The organism is Paenibacillus ferrarius (assembly GCF_002027705.1).
In the GTDB taxonomy this organism is placed as follows: domain Bacteria; phylum Bacillota; class Bacilli; order Paenibacillales; family NBRC-103111; genus Paenibacillus_E; species Paenibacillus_E ferrarius.
This window is the reverse complement of record NZ_MBTG01000045.1, coordinates 60,725-77,655: the sequence shown is the minus strand read 5'-3', so window position 1 is coordinate 77,655 and position 16,931 is coordinate 60,725. Positions and strand designations below refer to the sequence as shown.

General features: G+C 48.3%; 13 protein-coding genes. 9 read left to right on the top strand and 4 right to left on the bottom strand.

Translation table 11 applies throughout. The features are described 5' to 3' along the window. Positions 1 to 28 precede the first annotated feature (28 nt). The 8 genes from BC351_RS32615 (at position 29) to BC351_RS32580 (ending at position 10,711) form a co-directional block, all read left to right on the top strand. The gene (locus BC351_RS32615) at positions 29 to 1,843 is read left to right on the top strand and encodes a cache domain-containing sensor histidine kinase (RefSeq protein ID WP_158082311.1); all 1,815 of its coding nucleotides are present in this window, start codon (positions 29 to 31) and stop codon (positions 1,841 to 1,843) included. Further along, a complete protein-coding gene (locus tag BC351_RS32610; protein ID WP_079418927.1) occupies positions 1,840 to 3,438 on the top strand; it encodes a response regulator in 1,599 nt (532 codons plus the stop codon). Before BC351_RS32615 ends, BC351_RS32610 begins: the two co-directional genes overlap by 4 nt. A gap of 95 nt (positions 3,439 to 3,533) precedes the next feature. Next, positions 3,534 to 4,889, top strand: coding sequence for an extracellular solute-binding protein (locus BC351_RS32605; protein WP_079418925.1), 1,356 nt, complete (start codon positions 3,534 to 3,536; stop codon positions 4,887 to 4,889). Positions 4,890 to 4,900: 11 nt separating this feature from the next. Then, the gene (locus BC351_RS32600; protein ID WP_079418923.1) at positions 4,901 to 5,785 is read left to right on the top strand and encodes a carbohydrate ABC transporter permease; all 885 of its coding nucleotides are present in this window, start codon (positions 4,901 to 4,903) and stop codon (positions 5,783 to 5,785) included. After that, the gene (locus BC351_RS32595) at positions 5,782 to 6,597 is read left to right on the top strand and encodes a carbohydrate ABC transporter permease (protein ID WP_079418921.1); all 816 of its coding nucleotides are present in this window, start codon (positions 5,782 to 5,784) and stop codon (positions 6,595 to 6,597) included. The genes BC351_RS32600 and BC351_RS32595 overlap by 4 nt, the downstream gene beginning before the upstream one ends. A 35-nt stretch (positions 6,598 to 6,632) precedes the next feature. Continuing rightward, entirely contained in the window at positions 6,633 to 8,267 is a 1,635-nt protein-coding gene (gene nagZ, locus BC351_RS32590) for a beta-N-acetylhexosaminidase (protein WP_079418919.1), read from the top strand. A gap of 20 nt (positions 8,268 to 8,287) precedes the next feature. Next, positions 8,288 to 9,295: an ROK family protein gene (locus tag BC351_RS32585; RefSeq protein WP_079418917.1), complete on the top strand. Its 1,008-nt coding sequence runs from the start codon at positions 8,288 to 8,290 to the stop codon at positions 9,293 to 9,295. A gap of 156 nt (positions 9,296 to 9,451) precedes the next feature. Continuing rightward, entirely contained in the window at positions 9,452 to 10,711 is a 1,260-nt protein-coding gene (locus tag BC351_RS32580; protein WP_079418915.1) for an MFS transporter, read from the top strand. Between the two features lie 685 nt (positions 10,712 to 11,396). On the opposite strand, the gene BC351_RS32575 is transcribed toward BC351_RS32580, so the two are convergent. The 3 genes from BC351_RS32575 to BC351_RS32565 form a co-directional block, all read right to left on the bottom strand. Further along, complete coding sequence (locus tag BC351_RS32575) at positions 11,397 to 12,152, bottom strand: DeoR/GlpR family DNA-binding transcription regulator (protein WP_079418913.1); 756 nt, start codon at positions 12,150 to 12,152, stop codon at positions 11,397 to 11,399. A 1,020-nt stretch (positions 12,153 to 13,172) separates the two neighbouring features. After that, positions 13,173 to 14,111 carry an aldo/keto reductase gene (locus BC351_RS32570; RefSeq protein ID WP_079418911.1) on the bottom strand — a complete coding sequence of 313 codons (939 nt, stop codon included), beginning with the start codon at positions 14,109 to 14,111 and terminating at the stop codon, positions 13,173 to 13,175. A gap of 31 nt (positions 14,112 to 14,142) precedes the next feature. Beyond that, a complete protein-coding gene (locus tag BC351_RS32565; protein ID WP_079418909.1) occupies positions 14,143 to 15,138 on the bottom strand; it encodes a Gfo/Idh/MocA family protein in 996 nt (331 codons plus the stop codon). Positions 15,139 to 15,272: 134 nt separating this feature from the next. Here BC351_RS32565 and BC351_RS32560 point away from each other — a divergent pair, with 134 nt between their 5' ends. Beyond that, the gene (locus tag BC351_RS32560) at positions 15,273 to 16,118 is read left to right on the top strand and encodes a helix-turn-helix transcriptional regulator (protein WP_079418907.1); all 846 of its coding nucleotides are present in this window, start codon (positions 15,273 to 15,275) and stop codon (positions 16,116 to 16,118) included. On the opposite strand, the gene BC351_RS32555 is transcribed toward BC351_RS32560, so the two are convergent. Next, positions 16,107 to 16,922: a glycosyltransferase family 2 protein gene (locus BC351_RS32555; RefSeq protein ID WP_079418905.1), complete on the bottom strand. Its 816-nt coding sequence runs from the start codon at positions 16,920 to 16,922 to the stop codon at positions 16,107 to 16,109. The two genes, BC351_RS32560 and BC351_RS32555, sit on opposite strands and share 12 nt — an antisense overlap. Between the last annotated feature and the right edge of the window lie 9 nt (positions 16,923 to 16,931).

Sequence of the window (16,931 nt, the reverse complement as noted above, 5' to 3'; positions counted from 1 at the left end):
TCTGCTTGGAAGGAGTCTGCCATCGCGAATGAATTTGAACAAAAAGGTGTTTATCGGATTTTTAATGTTCATTATTATCCCCCTATTTGTCCTCGGATCAGCGGTATACACCGTGTCTCAGCAGCTGATTGAGAAGAAATATGGCGATTTAACCGAAGTCACCTTGCAGGCGATTTCTCGCAATATTTATTACATGTTCAAAGAAGCCAACTATTTTTCGGATTTTTGGATGGTCAAGGACAGCATACAAGGCATTTATCGCACCATCGACGAGGTGAACCAGAAGGATGCTTCGCCTTCTTCTTATGATTTGAATACATTCGATACGCTGCTGCGGGGTTCTATTTTGACGTATTCGCCGATTCAATCCGTCGTTATTTATAATAATGTCGGTAAATCATTTAGCGCTGGACGCACAAGCGGAAGCGCTTTACCTTGGAAAGTGCTGATGAACAGCACAGCTTTTGAGCAAATCAAGGAATTGAATGGGAGCCCACTGTGGATCGGACCATCTGAGTATAAGGAGTTCGGGTCAGGGCGGGGAGACTTCTATCAAGCAAGAATGGTCAAGGATTTCTGGACGATGGACAATCTTGGCTTTATGCTGCTGAAATTCAAGTTTAGCGAGCTGGATCAAATTTTCAAATCGTTCAATACGGATGAGGAAAGCGCCAAACGCTATTTGCTCGTTAACCAAAGCGGACTTATTCTCTACGATAACAAGCAGCAGGTCGAAGGCGCCAATGTCCTTCAGCTGCTGCTGGGGAAATTGGATCTTGGGCAAGCCAATCACAGCTTTCAAGCTAATTTTCAGAATGAGAAAAGCTTAGTTTCCTTGTATCATTTACAAATTAATCAGATGGGTGTGCAGGATTGGAGCGTCGTTTCGATTACGTCATGGAAGTCGGTGGCGGGGGAAATCGAGACGATTATGAAATTGGTTGCGGGCATTACGTTCGTCTGTTTATTTTTCGCTTTGGTTTATAATTTGGTATTTGTACGCCGTATTATCCAGCTGATTTTACGTATGCTTTCTTCGATGAAGAAGGTGGAGCGCGGCGATCTCACGACCCGGATGGAAGAAAGCGGGAAGGATGAGACCTCAGCACTTGCGAGAGGATTCAACAGCTTGGTTGTTCGTGTGGAAGATCTGCTCGAAGAGGTGAAGCGCCAGCAGGACCGCAAGAATAAAGCAGAGCTTATGCTGCTGCAAGCGCAGATTAAACCGCATTTCCTATTTAATACCCTAGAATCCATCAATGTGCTGGCCATTCAGAACCAAGGCAAGAAAGTAAGCCAAATGGTGTATCGGCTCGGAAATTTACTGCGCATCGGGATGGAAAGCAGAGAGGAGATTTCACTCAGGCATGAGCTCGAGCATCTTAGAAGCTATCTGGAAATTCAAGAATTCCGTTTCGAGGATCAATTCCAGTATGAAATTGAAGCGCCTCCAGAGCTGCTGGATTTCTACATTCTCAAGCTTACGCTCCAGCCTTTAGTCGAAAATGCGATTCAGCATGGCTTTGAACCTATCACCTATAAAGGACTGATTTCCATTCAAGTTGTGGATGAAGGGGAGCATATAGGTCTGTATGTGAGGGATAATGGGATTGGGATCAGCGCGGATAAATTAGCGAAATTTCATTACAAAACAGAGCTGGAGACACCTTTTGATGAAATTTTAGGGGCCAATGAAGAGCGTAGAGGACTTGGCGTCAGCAATGTGGCTGACCGCATTAGAATCCAGTATGGCACCGCCTACGGCATGTTTATTTGCAGTCAAGAAGGGCACGGAACGACGATGAAGATCGTGATTCCAAAAAATAAGGGGGAAGGCTTATGAGACTAAAAGCAATTCTGGCTGATGATGAGCCTAATATTCTCCGTAATTTGCAAGCGGTTATCCCTTGGGATGAGCTGGAGATCGATATTGTCGGGACAGCGAGAAATGGTGTAGAGGCCCTGGAGCTTTGCGGCTTGCATGTGCCGGACCTGGTGATGAGCGATATTCGAATGCCGTTGATGGATGGGATAACGTTCGTACAGAAGCTTCGAGAATTGAGTGAAGATTGTACGGTACTGATGGTGACGGGGTATCAGGACTTCGAATATGCGCGCTCGTTGATGCGTGTCGGTGTCAGCGACTATATTTTAAAGCCAATTAATTATGAAGAGTTGGAGAACAGTATTCGCAAATTAGCCAATGAAATTAGAGAGAAGAAGCTGAATCAAAAGGAGGAACAGCAAAAGTGGGGCAAAATGAAAAATTTGGCCTATGAGAAAATTTTGCAGGACGTTCTGATGAATTATACGGAAATAACCACGCATACGCTGCTTCCAATTGATAATTTGGACCTCGAAACGTTATCTTATTTGTTCGCGATGATCGACGTTGATGACTATTCGCAGAAATCGTTGCCTTGGAGCGAGCAGGAGCGGAAGTTGTGGAATTTCGCTGTGCGCAATGTCCTGCAGGACTCCTTAACGGATGAACAACTTAAATTCACAGTCCTTCAGCTGCGTGAAGGCGAGTGGTGCGTACTTATTCAATGGGAAGAGCACGATGAAAGCAATGCGCAAACGAAGGTAGACGACATCGCGCTTCGGCTGCAAAATAATGTGCTGCAATCCGTCAAATTAGGGATAAGTGTCGGTTATTTCCCAGAGGCCGTTGGCTTGCATCAGCTCTCGGCTACATATCGAAAGCTGCAAAGATTTCTCCAGCTTCATCTGGGCAAACAGCAGTCTCTGCTGCGCTATAAGGAACCTAAGGAGCCAGCGGACGCCAACAGTACCTTATGGTTTTTGGTCGAGGAGATTGTGACAGGGCTGAAGCAGCTTAACCGTGCCAAAACCGAGGATGCGCTGAGCCGCATAAAGCTGATGCTGGAAGGGCTGCTGGATTGTTCGTTTGCCAGGGCTTATCAGATGCTGCATTTTCTCATTCTTCATTTGCTGCGGGAACTGCGGGAGATGAATTCGCTCGATATCCAAGAGGAGGAACAGATTTGGAGTCAACTGGACAAAAGTGAGAGCATCCAGCATCTGCTTCAGGTCATGGTGCAGCTTGTAGCCATTGGCTTGGAAGGAGCGAACAAGAAGAAAAATAGCGAGCTGCTCATGGCTGCGGCGAAAGAATATATCCGAACTCACTATGCCAACGACTTCGGAATTGAGGATGTTGCCAGTTCACTGGGCATTAGCTCCAGTTATTTCAGTTTATTATTTAAGCAGCATTTCGGAGAAACCTTCGTTGAATACGTAACCAAGCACCGCATGGAGCTGGCGAAATCAATGCTGCTGCACAGTGACAAAAGTATAACAGATATCGGGAAGTCTTGCGGTTATTTGGAGCGGCGATATTTCACGAAGGTATTTCAGAAATTCACAGGTGAAATTCCTTCCGAATACCGGGATAAACGAAAAGAAGCGAAGTAGAGAAATTTGCCCCTCAATAAGGAATTTGTAGGTCTTCAGGGCAAACATTCGATATTTTATACTTATATGACAAGCCTAAAGGAGTTTAAATCGAGATGCATACAAGAACGTTGGTTTCGATATTAGGTCTAGTATGTGCAACGTTCATCGTGTCTGCCTGCAGCAGCTTAAACTTGAATGCGAATCCAAGCAACCGCAAAGGTGAAATGACGAATCATCCGACGCAAAAAAATGATCCCATTCTGCTCACTATTCGTCATACGCAAGTCAAGGATACGCAGAAAAAACGGCTGGCTATGCTGCAGGAGGTTGTAAAAGCAACCGAAGCCAAGGTGCCCGGCTTGTCCATGACATTAGATGGAGTGGAAGATAAGGTCAACCGATTCGAGAAGCTGAGATCCGAGATGGCTGCTGGCAATCCGCCGGAAATATTCGATTTGTTCGGTGGGACGGATACGAAGGATTACGTCAAAGCCGATCGACTTCTGGATTTGACGCCAATTCTGAATGAGCTCGGATTAATCGATAAATTCTACAGCTTTGAGGAGTTTACGGTTAACGGTAAAATCTATGGCATTCCGATGGCTGGGTATGTCGAAGGCTTGTATTACAACAAGAAGCTGCTGGAACAGCAGCACGTGAAGCCTCCCCAAACCTGGGATGAACTGCTTGCAGCCGCGGCGAAATTTAAAGCGCAGAAAATCACGCCTTTTGCAATGGCAGCCAAAGATTCCTGGGTCATTAACATGATGAGCAACACCATGTGGGTGCGCACAGCGGGCAAGGATTCCATCGAAGGCTTCCTGGATGGCAGCAAGCGATGGACAGATGCAGATATCGTTGATGCTTTTGAAAAGTATGATACGCTGGTCAAAAATGGCTATTTCCAAGAAGGCAGCTTAGCGTTGTCCTATGCGGAGCAGCAAAATAAATTCAGCAGCGGAGAAGCGGCTTTCATGTTCGACGGCAGCTGGGCGAACACCCCGCTGTTAGACCCTGAGAAGTCATCTATCGTAGGTGATGTCGGCTTCATGAGTTTCCCAGCTATGGGGGGACCCGGGGACGGCTATATTAATGGCGGCTGGTCCAATGCCTATGGCTTCTCCAAGAAAGTAACACCAGTTCAGCTTGTGGCGATCAAAGAATTCATTAGGCAGATGTATAACGAAAATATGCAAAAAAGACAGCTTATTGAAGAAGGCATGCCGCCGGCGATGAAGCTGCAAGACACAAGCAACGTAAATCCGCTTATTACCCAAATCTTAACCGTATTTGCGCAAAGCAATGGCGCATTTCCTGCTTTCGATTCTCGCATTCAAACGAAGGTACGGGAGAAATTAGAACGCGGAATGCAGGAGTTAATTGGCGGACGAACGACTCCAGCTGCTCTTATGGCGGATATTCAGAAGCAGCAGGAAGCTTCCAATAAGGAAGAAACCCATTCGAAATAGTAGGATAATTCATGAATAAATTAGGTAGAAACCCTTGGGCTTATGTGCTTTTTACATTGCCGACACTGTTGTTGATCGCGGTTTTTTTCTTGTATCCGATGATCATGTCGCTGCGCTATGGTTTCACCCAGTGGAATGGCATATCGCCAGCGAAATTTAATGGACTAACGAACTTCATTACCGCTTTCCAGGATAAATATTTTTGGATAGCGGTACGCAATAATCTGTCTTTCATCTGTTTCTCGATCGGCGTACAGATCCCGGTTATCTTGGTATTAGCCTTTTTGGTAAGCAAGATTAGGCGGGGAAAAAGCGTCTACCAAACGATGATTTTCTTGCCAACCATTCTTTCGACAGCTGTGGTCGGTGTCTTGTGGAGCTTCATTTATCATCCTCAGGCGGGATTGTTGAATCAACTTCTAGAGGCCATCGGGTTAAAAGCCTGGCAGCATGTTTGGTTAGCCGAAGACGCGACAGCTTTGCTTTCTGTTCTTGTGACGAACGCTTGGCAGTGGATTGGATTCTATGTTGTACTAGTCGTTTCAGCGATTTATGCCATCCCTAAAAACATCCTGGAAGCCGCTGAAATAGATGGAGCGGCAAGCTTTGGACAGGCATGGTGGATTACACTTCCCCTGTTGCGGCCTATCCTTATTGTGATTGTTTTGTTGTCCATTACGGGATCCATGAAAGCTTTGGACATCGTTTTTGTGATGACTGGCGGGAATCCCTATGGCATTACGGAAGTGATGGCAACTTATATGTACAAAAAAGCTTACCGAATAGGCGAGTATGGCTATGCCAGCAGTGTCGCGCTGCTTATTCTGCTATTTACCGGGACGCTGACAGCCGTATTTGGGTGGATCACAACGAAGCAAGGGGAGGTGCGCTATTGAAGCGATTCCCTTTACGTCGTGTTTTGCCTCATACGGTGATTGTGATCTATATAGGGCTTAGTTTATTTCCGTTGATATGGGTATTGAATTCGTCGTTTAAAACGAATAAAGAAATTATCGCCTCGCCGTGGTCCTTTCCAGAGCAACTACTGCTGTCTAATTATTGGAATGCTTGGACTGGCGCTCATGTGAGTCAATATTTTATGAACAGCTTATTGATTTCCCTCGTATCTGCTTTTGCAACCTTATGTCTGGGGACAGCAACGTCCTATGCCCTGACAAGAATGAAGTTCTTCAGGAGCAGTCAACGAATCAAACAACTGCTGATGCTTGCCCTGCTAGTTCCAGTAGGATCCTTGCTGGTCCCGATGTATCTGCTGCTCAGGGATTTGCATTTGTATAATACACCGTTGGCTTTAATAATGCCCTATATCACCATGGGGCTGCCTCTGACGGTGTTTATGGTTAACGCGTTTTTGAAATTGATCCCGAATGAACTGGAGGAAGCTGGGATTATGGATGGGCTATCCATCTACGGGCTTTTGGTGCGCGTGATTGTTCCCATTACCTTGCCTCCGCTGGTACCTGTTTTCATGCTGGATTTTCTTAGCAACTGGAATGAGTTTATGATGGCTAATTTATTTCTGACAAAAGAGAAGTTCCGAACGCTCCCCGTTAGCATGGTAGCTTTCTATGATCAATTGAATATGAACTATGGTTCGCTATGCGCTGCAATCATGTTCAGCCTAATTCCCGTTGTCCTTTTGTATGCGATCCTTCATAAGAGAATCATCGCCAGCGTCAAAGCTTAACCACCTACACCTTACATTCAAGGAGCGTGTCATTCATGTCGTCGTCATCGAGCAATGCTCATCAACCTATGACCTTGCGTCAAAAAGTGGGTCAACTATTTATTTGCGGGTTTGAATCTCTGGAGCCTAATGCATCTATTACCCAACTGATTGAAGCGTACGGGATTGGCGGTGTCATATATTTCCGGCGAAATGTTCAAGATGCGCTGCAGTTGGCGCATTTATCGAATGAGCTGCAAGACATCAGTCTGCGCAGCGGCGGACAACCTTTATTTATTGCCGTGGACCAAGAGGGAGGCATGGTTTCTCGGATTGAGAAAGGAGCCACATTGCTGCCGGGGAACATGGCGCTGGGCGCAGCTTTTGCGCCGGCAGGCGTGTATGCGAGCTCCAAGGTCATGGGGAAGGAATTGCGCCAAATGGGCGTGAATATGAACTTTGCCCCTTGCTTGGACATTAACAATAACCGATTAAATCCCGTCATTGGCGTACGTTCCTATGGCGAAACGGCAGCGATTGTGAGCGATATGGGAACGCATGCTGTGAAGGGCTTGCAGGATATGGGCGTTATCGCTACCGTTAAGCATTTCCCTGGACACGGAGATACTTCTGAGGATTCGCATCATGATTTGCCTGTTGTTCCCCACAGCATGGAGCGATTGATGGAGCTGGAGCTGGCGCCGTTCATCAAAGCGATTGAAGGCGGCGTAGATGCGATTATGACTGCGCATGTGGTGTTTGCGGCTCTTGAGGACAAAGGCGTGCCTTCCACATTGTCCTATCGGATTTTAACCGAATTGTTGCGCGAGCAGCTTGGCTTCAAAGGTCTGATTGTTACAGATTGTTTGGAGATGAAGGCGATCTCTGAAGGAATCGGCGTGGCGGAAGGGGCTGTTCGTGCCATTGAAGCAGGCTCGGATCTTATTCTCGTTAGCCACATGTTGGATCGTCAAGTAGCTGCCATCGAAGCGGTGATTGCTGCTGTAGAGAGCGGACGTATTTCAGAATCACGTATTGATGAGTCCGTGTTGCGTGTTATGATGTATAAGTATAAGCGGGAAATTAGCTTTGAAACGCTTGCGCCTGTTCCGACCGAGCCGATATCTACAGCCGAGCACCAGCTTCTGGCTAAGGAGCTTAGCCGGAAAAGCATCACATTGGTGAAGGATGAAGTCGGGAAAGCATTGGATCTGACGAAACCGACGTTGGTCATTTGGACGGAAGTGCAAACAGGAACAGAAATTGACGAAGTTGTAGATCGTTACGGGACTTTGGGCAGTACGTTATCAGAAATCGGCGGAACGCCGGTCGATGAAATATACTTAGGCTTGTATCCCTCGGATGCCGAGATAGCTGCTGTGCTGGAGGCCTGTGAAGGCAAGCAGCAAGTTGTTATCGTGACCTACAACGCGACGTTCTCTCCTGGACAAACACGTTTGGTCCAAACGCTCGCACAGAAAGAGGACCTTCATTTCATTGTAGCGGCGGGGCGCAATCCGTATGATTTGCTTGAGTTTCCTGAAGTGAAGACTTATTTGGCTTGTTATGAAAATCGTCCATTAGCCATGGTTTCTCTTGCGAATGTACTGCTTGGCAAGGAGAAGGCGGTTGGGCGTCTGCCCGTTACGCTGTCGGAACAGTATCCGATTGGCTGGAGGCAGAATGAATAGCGAGGAAGAGGAGCGAAGTGATGATGGGGGAAGAAAAGCAGGATGTGCTTCTTCGAGACTATTATGTAGGGGTTGATCTAGGCGGCACCAAAATGTTGGCTGCCCTAATCGCTGAGGACGGCAGTATCATCGCGAAGGAAGAGATTCCCACCTTGGCGAAGCAGGGGGCGGAAGCTGTTCTCGATCGGCTGGGCAGCCTGATCGAAAGCGTGCTCGCGGCGGCGCCCGGCGGCCGCGGCGTTGTTCGCGGGATTGGCGTCGCCACCGCGGGCACGCTTGATACGGCGAAGGGCGTCGTTACCCTCGCCTCGAACTTGGGCTGGCGCGACGTTGCCGTCGCCAGCGTGCTGTCGGACCGCTTCGCATGCGCGGTCCGTCTCGAAAACGACGCCACCGCCGCAGCGGTTGGCGAATGGCTGGCCGGCGAGGGCGAAGGCTCGCCGGACTGCATCTTCGTGACGATCTCCACGGGGATCGGCGGGGGCATTATCTCCGGCGGCCGCTTGATCGCCGGTGTGAACCATAACGCAGGCGAGCTTGGCCATATTTCCATTGATGGAAATGGCATGCTCTGCCCCTGCGGCAATGTGGGGTGCCTGGAGCTCTACGCGTCAGGCACCGCAATAGGCCGTCGCGGCGCCGAGCATGTGCGCCGCGCTGCTGAGAGCGCCGGCAGCGGCGGCGCTCTCACGCGGCTCGCGGGAGGCGACCCGAACCGCGTGGACGCGCGGTTGGTCGCGGCCGCAGCCGCGGAAGGGGATGCCGAAGCCAGCGGCATCCTGCGCGAAGCAGGACGAGCCCTCGGCGTTGGGCTCGTCAGCATCCTTCACCTGCTGAATCCGCAGGTGGTTATTCTTGGCGGCGGCGCTTCGCATATCGGCGAGCCGCTGCTTGGACCGATGCGCGAAGTTATCGCAGAGCGCTGTCTGCCTTCCATTCGCGAGCAGGTAAGATTCGTCTCTTCTGCGCTTGGTTCCTCGGCAGGAGCCGTAGGCGCAGCTCTCCTGATGGTCAGAGATCAGAAATAAGTATCATTATGACTGGTCATATGACATATGGCACTGTTCTTTAAACATCTTTTTCGTTAAATTAGAAAAGGTTTATGAAACTTCTTCTTACTGCTCTTATAGAAAAGAGGTCAAGTTTGATAAAACAATCTATTTGCGAAAGGGTGTTTTTTTTCTATGTCTCAAGCTGGTTCATCTACTGCTCCGACCATGCGTACTTTTTTCGCCAATCGTTTCGTACAGTCGATTATGCTATCAGGCCTTTTTCTCCAAGTCGGGATTTGGATTCGCAACTTTGCAATATTACTTTATGTGACGGACATGACCAATAATGATCCCTATTCGGTTTCATTAATTTCAGTTGCCGAGTTTGCGCCGATATTCATTTTCTCTTTTATCGGCGGTGCTTTTGCGGATCGCTGGCGCCCTAAGCTGACCATGGTCTGGTGCGATATTTTAAGCGCGGCTTCCGTCTTTATCATCATGATTACCTTGTATTATGGGTCATGGAAAGCTATCTTTTTTGCCACACTCGTCTCGTCCATCCTATCGCAATTCTCCCAACCTTCCGCTATGAAGCTGTTTAAAGTTCATGTGCCAGAGTCCCAAATGCAAATGGGGATGTCGCTTTTCCAATCGATGATGGCAATCTTTATGATCTTAGGTCCTATCATGGGGACATTCGTTTATTATCATTTTGGAATTGAAACAGCAGTAGCTATTATGGGCGTTTGCTTTGTGCTCTCCGCACTGGTGCTAACGTTCCTGCCCGCTGATCGGAAAGCGGAACCCGGAGCTGAGCCGCGGACAACGCACATTTTTGCAGAAATGGGCCAAGGCTTCCGTTATGTGCTCAAAAATAAGATGCTTGTCACCTTAGGCGGCTGCTTTGCGGTAGCGGGTCTGGCTATCGGCTTAATCAGCCCGCTTGGCATTTATCTGGTTACAGAAAATTTGGGGCTCCCCAAAGAAGATCTGCAATGGTTCATGGCAACCAATGGGATTGCGATGATTATCGGCGGCGGTATAACCATGGGCTTTTCCAAAAAGATGCTGCCGCAAGCATTGTTAACGATTGGACTTGTAGTTAGCGTCGTGACCATTGGCATTATGGGGATGACGAATCTGCTTTGGTTGGCGCTCTCGATGCAATTCCTATCTGGGCTTGTTATGCCTGCTATCCAGATTGGTATTAATACCATGATTTTGGGTAACACAGAGGAAACGTTCGTGGGCCGGGTCAATGGCATTCTGAATCCGCTGTTCATGGGCGCGATGGTCATCACAATGAGTTTGGCAGGAAGTATCAAAGCATCTTTCTCGCTCGAAATGATTTATTTGACCTCTGCGGCGCTGTTCTTAATAGGTGTATTCATTATGCTGCCATCGCTGAAGTATAAACCGGCTGTTGCTGTGCAGCCAAGCAGCGAGACTTAAGGGAGCTTGATGTCTGGAGAGGCTGATGGCCGACCGTGCGTCCGTTGTTGCGTGGTTGCGCGGTTGCACGGTTGCACGGTTGCCGTGCGGAAAACCGGGTGGTCCCTCGAGAAATCCCTTTTAGGTGGACATTCGCGAAGGGGATAGTCTGAGCATGGCAGCTTTCAAATGAAAGGGAACTAGAGTACGCTATTCTCGCTAAAAGGCCTCATTTTAACTGGCAAAGGGAACTGTGATCCGCTATTTGTCTAAATTCACCTGAAAAGTGCGTTTAAATGAGCATTTAGCGTACCATAGTTCCCGTTCAACTCGTTTTGCCTCATTATTTTGTGAATAGCGTACCTGAGTTCCGTTTCGATTCGTTTTCACTCATCTATCTGTAAAAGCTGCTCGCCACAGTTCGCAGTTCCGTTGATCTATGAAAGCACACTACAGTTCGCAGTTCCGTTGATCTATGAAAGCACACTACAGTTCGCAGTTCCGTTGATCTATGAAAGCACACTACAGTTCGCAGTTCCGTTGATCTATGAAAGCACACTACAGTTCACAGTTCCGTTGATCTATAAAAGCACACTACAGTTCTGAGTTCCGTTTCAACTCGCATTCACTCATTGCTTCACCTACGCAAAAGTCCACCCTATTTTCAATTGAAAATGGAGTGGACTTTTTGGTTTTCGTTTGAAGCCTATAGAAAAGGAGCTCCGGCTTCCTTAAAAGCGTGCTTCATTTCTGGGGTGATTTTGGAATCGCTGATAATGCCGATGGTTTCTTGGACTTCACCGATAACGAACAGCGAGCTGCGGCTGAATTTGGAATGATCGGCAACGAGGTATGTCTCCATGGATTGTTTCATCATGCGTCGATTGGTCTCGGCTTCGAGCTCGTTATAAATCATCATGCCGCGAGATAATGAAATGCCGTCTACGCCCATGAAGGTTTTGCGAATACTCAGGTTTTCCAGTGTCGCATTGGCGAGTGGTCCTGAAAGCTCAAAGGTTTGGGTGCGAATCACCCCTCCCGTAAGGATCAGCTGCAGGCCTTGGGTGCCGATTAATTCATAGGCGATATTCACCGCATTGGTGATGACGGTTAGGTTCTTGAACTGATTCAGCTTTTTGGCGATGAAGGTTGTTGTTGTGCCACCGGTCAAACCGATGATATCGCCATCTTCAATGTAGCGCAGCGCTTTGTCAGCGATTTCTTTTTTCTCTTCGGTGAATAGGTCCATTTTGTTAAAAAAGGGAACTTCGACCTTCAAACTCTCTAGGACAGCACCGCCAAAAGTACGAATGCAGCGTTTCTCCTGCTCTAGGATTTCAAGGTCCCTTCGTGCTGTGGCTTCCGATACAGCGAACTGCTGTACAATATCGGTCAAGGCAATGGAGCCCTTATCTTTAATGGCTTGCATGATGGCATCTCGGCGAACATCTGTCTTTCCCATGGGACCTCCTTAACGCTTTCCTTCAGGAAAGCCATTCTTCTATCTGAATAAGCCCATAAGGCTAGGTAGATATCCATTCGTTTAAGGTAACGCTTTCTTCTATCTTATCATGGCGATGGATCAACCGTCTATTAGGCGGTGTCGAAGAAAGAGCGGGATTGTCGGTGCAGGCATATAAGGAGGACTGTCAGTCACATGGGCAGTGGGATATTGAGTTTGGATTCCCTGACTAGATGGCTCTCATATTTAGCGTTTGTCCGATTAAAATATCCATTGAGCGCGAAGCAGGACGAATCCTTGCGAAAGCAAGCTGAGCCAGCGAAAAACGCTGTCTCGGAGGTGGGAAAGCATCGCCCGCGCTCTGAGCCAGCCGAGGCTCAAAGCCGATGAAAGCCATACTCACCGTAAATCCCAAAAAATAAGGGGCTGTCCCCTAAGCCAAATTTAGAAGGTAAGCGTCGATAGATGATGGGATTGATTACTTTATAATTCCATGTGGAATAAAGGCGCTTCCAGATCAGATCAGTTCACCCAAGTGTAAAAGCCTGCAAAAATACAGGAATTTCCTGGCGAATTCGGTTAAAAAGTGGAAATGCCTGCAATTGTGCAGGCATTTTTATCTTTTTCAGCCTCTCATCCAGAAGAAGCCTCAAAAACCTGCACAAACGCAGGAATTTAATAGTTGAGGCTATTCCAAGAGCCAAAAAGATGCATAATTGCAGGTTTAGAGAAGGCAACTGGAGCTAAAGCTCGGAGAAAGAGGAGGCTCATCAAGAAATTATCAGATCCCGTAACAGCTACATAGATCCGGACAGCTATAGTCATACGCATGAAAGAAGATCACGCGCAGAACGGCCAGTTTATGTCAGGTTATATGTACACAAAAAAGGCTGTCCCTCAAGTAGGTTTATCTACTTATGGGACAGCCTCTGAATCTACTTTAGTACACAAGGCGGCCTGCAGTTGCGGCCGGCCTTATTCCAAGCATGCGGCCTCAAGGCGCCGCAGAATGCCAAGCAGCTACACTGTAGCTGCGGTTAGATCAAGCCATGCCAGCTCCTGCGGAGTCAGCACGAGCTCCGCGCCATCGCGGCATGAGCGCATTTCGGCTTCGCTGCGCGGGCCGATGAGCGCGCAGGCCGGGAACGGCTGGCTCAGCACGTAGGCGAGCGCGATCTGGATCGCGCTTACGCCTTTCTCCTGCGCCAGCTGTTCCGCACGGCGCAGCCGCGTCCAGTTCTCGTCGCTGTAGAAGACGCGGACGAGGTCGGCATTGTCGCGGTTCTCCGGCGAGAAACGCCCGGTGAAGAAGCCGCGCGCCTGCGAAGACCAAGAGAGCAGCGGAAGCTGCTTGGCTTCGTACCAGCGCAGCGCTTGCTCGTCGACTGAGACGCAGCCAGCCCAGAAAGGCTCGTTGGCCTTAGCGAGGCTTAGGTTGGGACTGCTGAAGCTGAAGCCGATGAGGCCATGCTTCTCGGCATAGTCGGCTGCTTCCTGCAAGCGCTCATGCGTCCAGTTGGAGCCGCCAAAAGCGCGAATGCGGCCAGCTTCCACATGTTCATTCAAAGCTTCGAGAATTGCGCCGACCGGTATAGCCGGATCATCGCGGTGCAGAGCATACAGGTCAATATAGTCGGTGCGAAGCCGCTCCAGACTCGTGAACAAGTCGCTGCGAATCGCTTCTGCATTCACTCGGGGACCGGTCTCATCATGATGGGCGCCTTTGGTGAAGATATTCATCGTATCCCGATTGCCCATCTCATCGAGCCAAATGCCAATCGCTTGCTCGCTTTGTCCTCCGCAATAAATGAACGCTGAGTCGATCGTATTGCCTCCGATTGCCAGATAGTGTCCAAGGATTTCGCTGACTTCATGCGGATTATCCAAGCGAAAGAAATCTGAACCCATGACTAAAGTAGAGACAGGTTTATCTAAGCCTTTAATTTGAATGTGTTTCATCGCTACATCTCCACGCTTTCTATTATGATTGTTAAAGGACAACCCGCGAACGCTCTCTGGCTGATTTCAGACAAGCGTCAATTACTTTCATATTGCTGATCGCATCGCTTGCAGGGAAACGCGCCGGTTTCTCACCCCAAGCGGCATAAGCCAAGTCATCCGCCTGCAGGGCATATTGATTCAGGAAGGGAACCGTTTCTACCCGGCGTTCATTGCCGACATGCACGATGAAATTCCCGGATTCCTCCGTTGGCGTCACGAAAGCAGAAGGAACTTCAATGCGGCCGACGGCGCCTACGATTTCTAGCGTGTTGCGGAATCCTGCCCACATGCCGCAGTCAAAAGTTAAAGCGACATTGCCGCTGAATTCAACTAAACCGGACATCATCATATCGACATCATCGTGCTCCGGAGAGAAGAAAGCATGAGTCGTTACAGCTTCAGGCTCTCTGCCCAGAATCATTCTGGCTGCGCTAAGCGGGTAGCATCCAACGTCATAGACAGAACCGCCGCCCCATTCGCGAACGTAGCGGACATTTTTGCTGTCGCCGGGATTGCTGAATGTAAAAGCGCCATGAATGCCTCGAATGTCACCAATCTCCCCAGAGGCAATAATTTCTTGGATTCGCTCGTAACGAGGGTGGTGCCGATACATGAAAGCTTCAGCAAACTGGACACCTGCTTGTTCACTAGCGGTTACCATTTCTTGCACTTGTTCGGCAGTCAGGGCAGCCGGTTTCTCGCAAAGCACATGCTTGCCTGCCTGCATCGCGCGAATGGTCCATTCTTTATGCAGATGGTTCGGCAAGGGTATGTAGATGGCATCAATATTCGGATCTTCAATTAATTCTTCGTAACTGCCGTAGGCTGTAGGAATGTCGAGTTCGGCAGCTTTCTCTTGCGACTTCTGCAAACTGCGGCTGGCAATAGCGCTTACAATTCCTGTTTGAGACTGTTTAATTCCAGGGATGCATGCTCTTATTGCAATATTGGCACACCCCAGAATTCCCCAACGAAGCTTTGTCATGACGGCGTATCTCCTTTAGTGAAAATAATTTAATAGCGGTATATTGTTATTATAAAACGAGTTATTTAAAATGAATATGATAATATATTGCTCAGACTATCGGAATATTGTTCTCAGATGAGGAGGCATGAAGGATGCAAAGACAAGTCATGCTGCCCAAATTGCAGCAATCGTCTTACTTTATTTTCCCGGAATCCGTAGGCTGGTATTATGATTTGCAGACGCATACGGTTTATCGACCTGAGGGGCTGTGCGAGTCCTTCAGCATTCATTTTGTTTTGTCAGGCAAAGGTTACGTGGAAATTGACGGTGAACAGCACGTCCTGCAAAAAGGCGATGCCTTTCTGTTTTTTCCGTTTCAGGAACAAAAGTATTACGCATCGAAGGAAGATCCTTGGGCTGTGCGGTTTGTCCACTTTTATGGGAGCTATCTCAAAGAATTTTTATTGGAAAAAGGCTTTTTTCGGGTGCTTTGGTCGTTAAAGAGAATGAATGAGCTTGAGGAGGCGTTCCACGAGCTGCTGCTGGAAGCGGAGACCATGGGGATTCTTCGATCAACGAATTTGTCTACGTTAACCTACAAGATTTTGAGCGAATTCATGAGCTATGCCGCTCCTTTGACCGGGAATCGCGGGGGGGATTCCGTAGATCGCATCCTGGCGATCCTGCCCAGTATGCAGCAAAAAGCCTGCGAACCGTTCACTCTGGAGGAATGGGCGGAGCTCACAGGCGTAAGCACATATTATTTCTGCAAATTGTTTCGCAAAGCGATGTCGATGACGCCGCTCTCCTTCATTACACTATGCCGCATTCAATTCGCGAAGCAGCGTTTGATTGAGAAAGAGCATTTGTCCATCAAAGAAATCGCCAATGAAGCGGGTTATGCGAGTGCAAGCTATTTCAATCAGCGTTTCCAAGAGCATGAAGGCATGACACCCAGCGAGTTTCGCAGCTTGTATGTCAAAGGCTTATTTGGCTAGGCGAGAACGAATCGGTTGGCCGTCCCAAATAAGTTCTGTTGAAGCTTGCCGCGCTTTGACTTCCGGTTCTTCTAGCAGGAGAAAGAAATTTTTGGTTGGCAGCTCACCAAGCTGATGCTTCTCTGACAGCATGTCCAAATAAGGACGCATATTGTCTAATTGACCGGACATATTGCTGTCTCCTTGCTGCGCAAAAGCATAAAGCGCACTGGCAATCGGCGCCCGTTTCACACGGAACTGCTCAGCGGTCCGCAGGAAGAAATCCCAATCCCAGTAATGGAAAACGTCCGTGTCAAAAGGTCCCAAAGCATCGATAACCTCAGGGCGGAATAGACAGCCGGAGGAGAAGAAAGTTGAGAATCTACGCATCGCCGCCACATCATATTCATAGGCAAAGACGAAACGATCCGTGATTAACCGCGTATTATTTTCATAATCATAATGGAAAATTTCGACATCCGGGTAGACAAGATCGAAGCCCTGAATCTCTTGCAGCATACGCTCAATATGAATAGGGAGCAGCAAGTCATCATCATCGCAAAGCATGATATAGTCGCCTTTCACTTCCAGCAGGCCGCGATTACGGGCATGAACATGTTTTAAGTTCTCAGGCATATCAATGATCTGAATGGCCAGTTCAGGATACAAGTCCTGAATGAAATCAACCGAAGGTCCGCAATCGTTCACGACGATGATTTGTAAATTTGTGTAGGTTTGGCGGTATAATGATTCTGCGAGCTCAGCCAGCTCGATCCTACGATTATACGTTGGAATAATGATGGACACCAAGGGTTGGTCTGACATAAATAAGCG

What these genes read in the sequence shown, in the direction of transcription:
- BC351_RS32585 (WP_079418917.1), top strand. Translation starts at nt 8,288, where the DNA reads ATGATGGGGGAAGAAAAGCAGGATGTGCTTCTTCGAGACTATTATGTA.
- BC351_RS32555 (WP_079418905.1), bottom strand. Translation starts at nt 16,922, where the DNA reads ATGTCAGACCAACCCTTGGTGTCCATCATTATTCCAACGTATAATCGT.
- BC351_RS32580 (WP_079418915.1), top strand. Translation starts at nt 9,452, where the DNA reads ATGTCTCAAGCTGGTTCATCTACTGCTCCGACCATGCGTACTTTTTTC.
- BC351_RS32610 (WP_079418927.1), top strand. Translation starts at nt 1,840, where the DNA reads ATGAGACTAAAAGCAATTCTGGCTGATGATGAGCCTAATATTCTCCGT.
- BC351_RS32615 (WP_158082311.1), top strand. Translation starts at nt 29, where the DNA reads ATGAATTTGAACAAAAAGGTGTTTATCGGATTTTTAATGTTCATTATT.
- BC351_RS32560 (WP_079418907.1), top strand. Translation starts at nt 15,273, where the DNA reads ATGCAAAGACAAGTCATGCTGCCCAAATTGCAGCAATCGTCTTACTTT.
- BC351_RS32570 (WP_079418911.1), bottom strand. Translation starts at nt 14,111, where the DNA reads ATGAAACACATTCAAATTAAAGGCTTAGATAAACCTGTCTCTACTTTA.
- BC351_RS32565 (WP_079418909.1), bottom strand. Translation starts at nt 15,138, where the DNA reads ATGACAAAGCTTCGTTGGGGAATTCTGGGGTGTGCCAATATTGCAATA.
- BC351_RS32575 (WP_079418913.1), bottom strand. Translation starts at nt 12,152, where the DNA reads ATGGGAAAGACAGATGTTCGCCGAGATGCCATCATGCAAGCCATTAAA.
- nagZ (WP_079418919.1), top strand. Translation starts at nt 6,633, where the DNA reads ATGTCGTCGTCATCGAGCAATGCTCATCAACCTATGACCTTGCGTCAA.
- BC351_RS32600 (WP_079418923.1), top strand. Translation starts at nt 4,901, where the DNA reads ATGAATAAATTAGGTAGAAACCCTTGGGCTTATGTGCTTTTTACATTG.
- BC351_RS32605 (WP_079418925.1), top strand. Translation starts at nt 3,534, where the DNA reads ATGCATACAAGAACGTTGGTTTCGATATTAGGTCTAGTATGTGCAACG.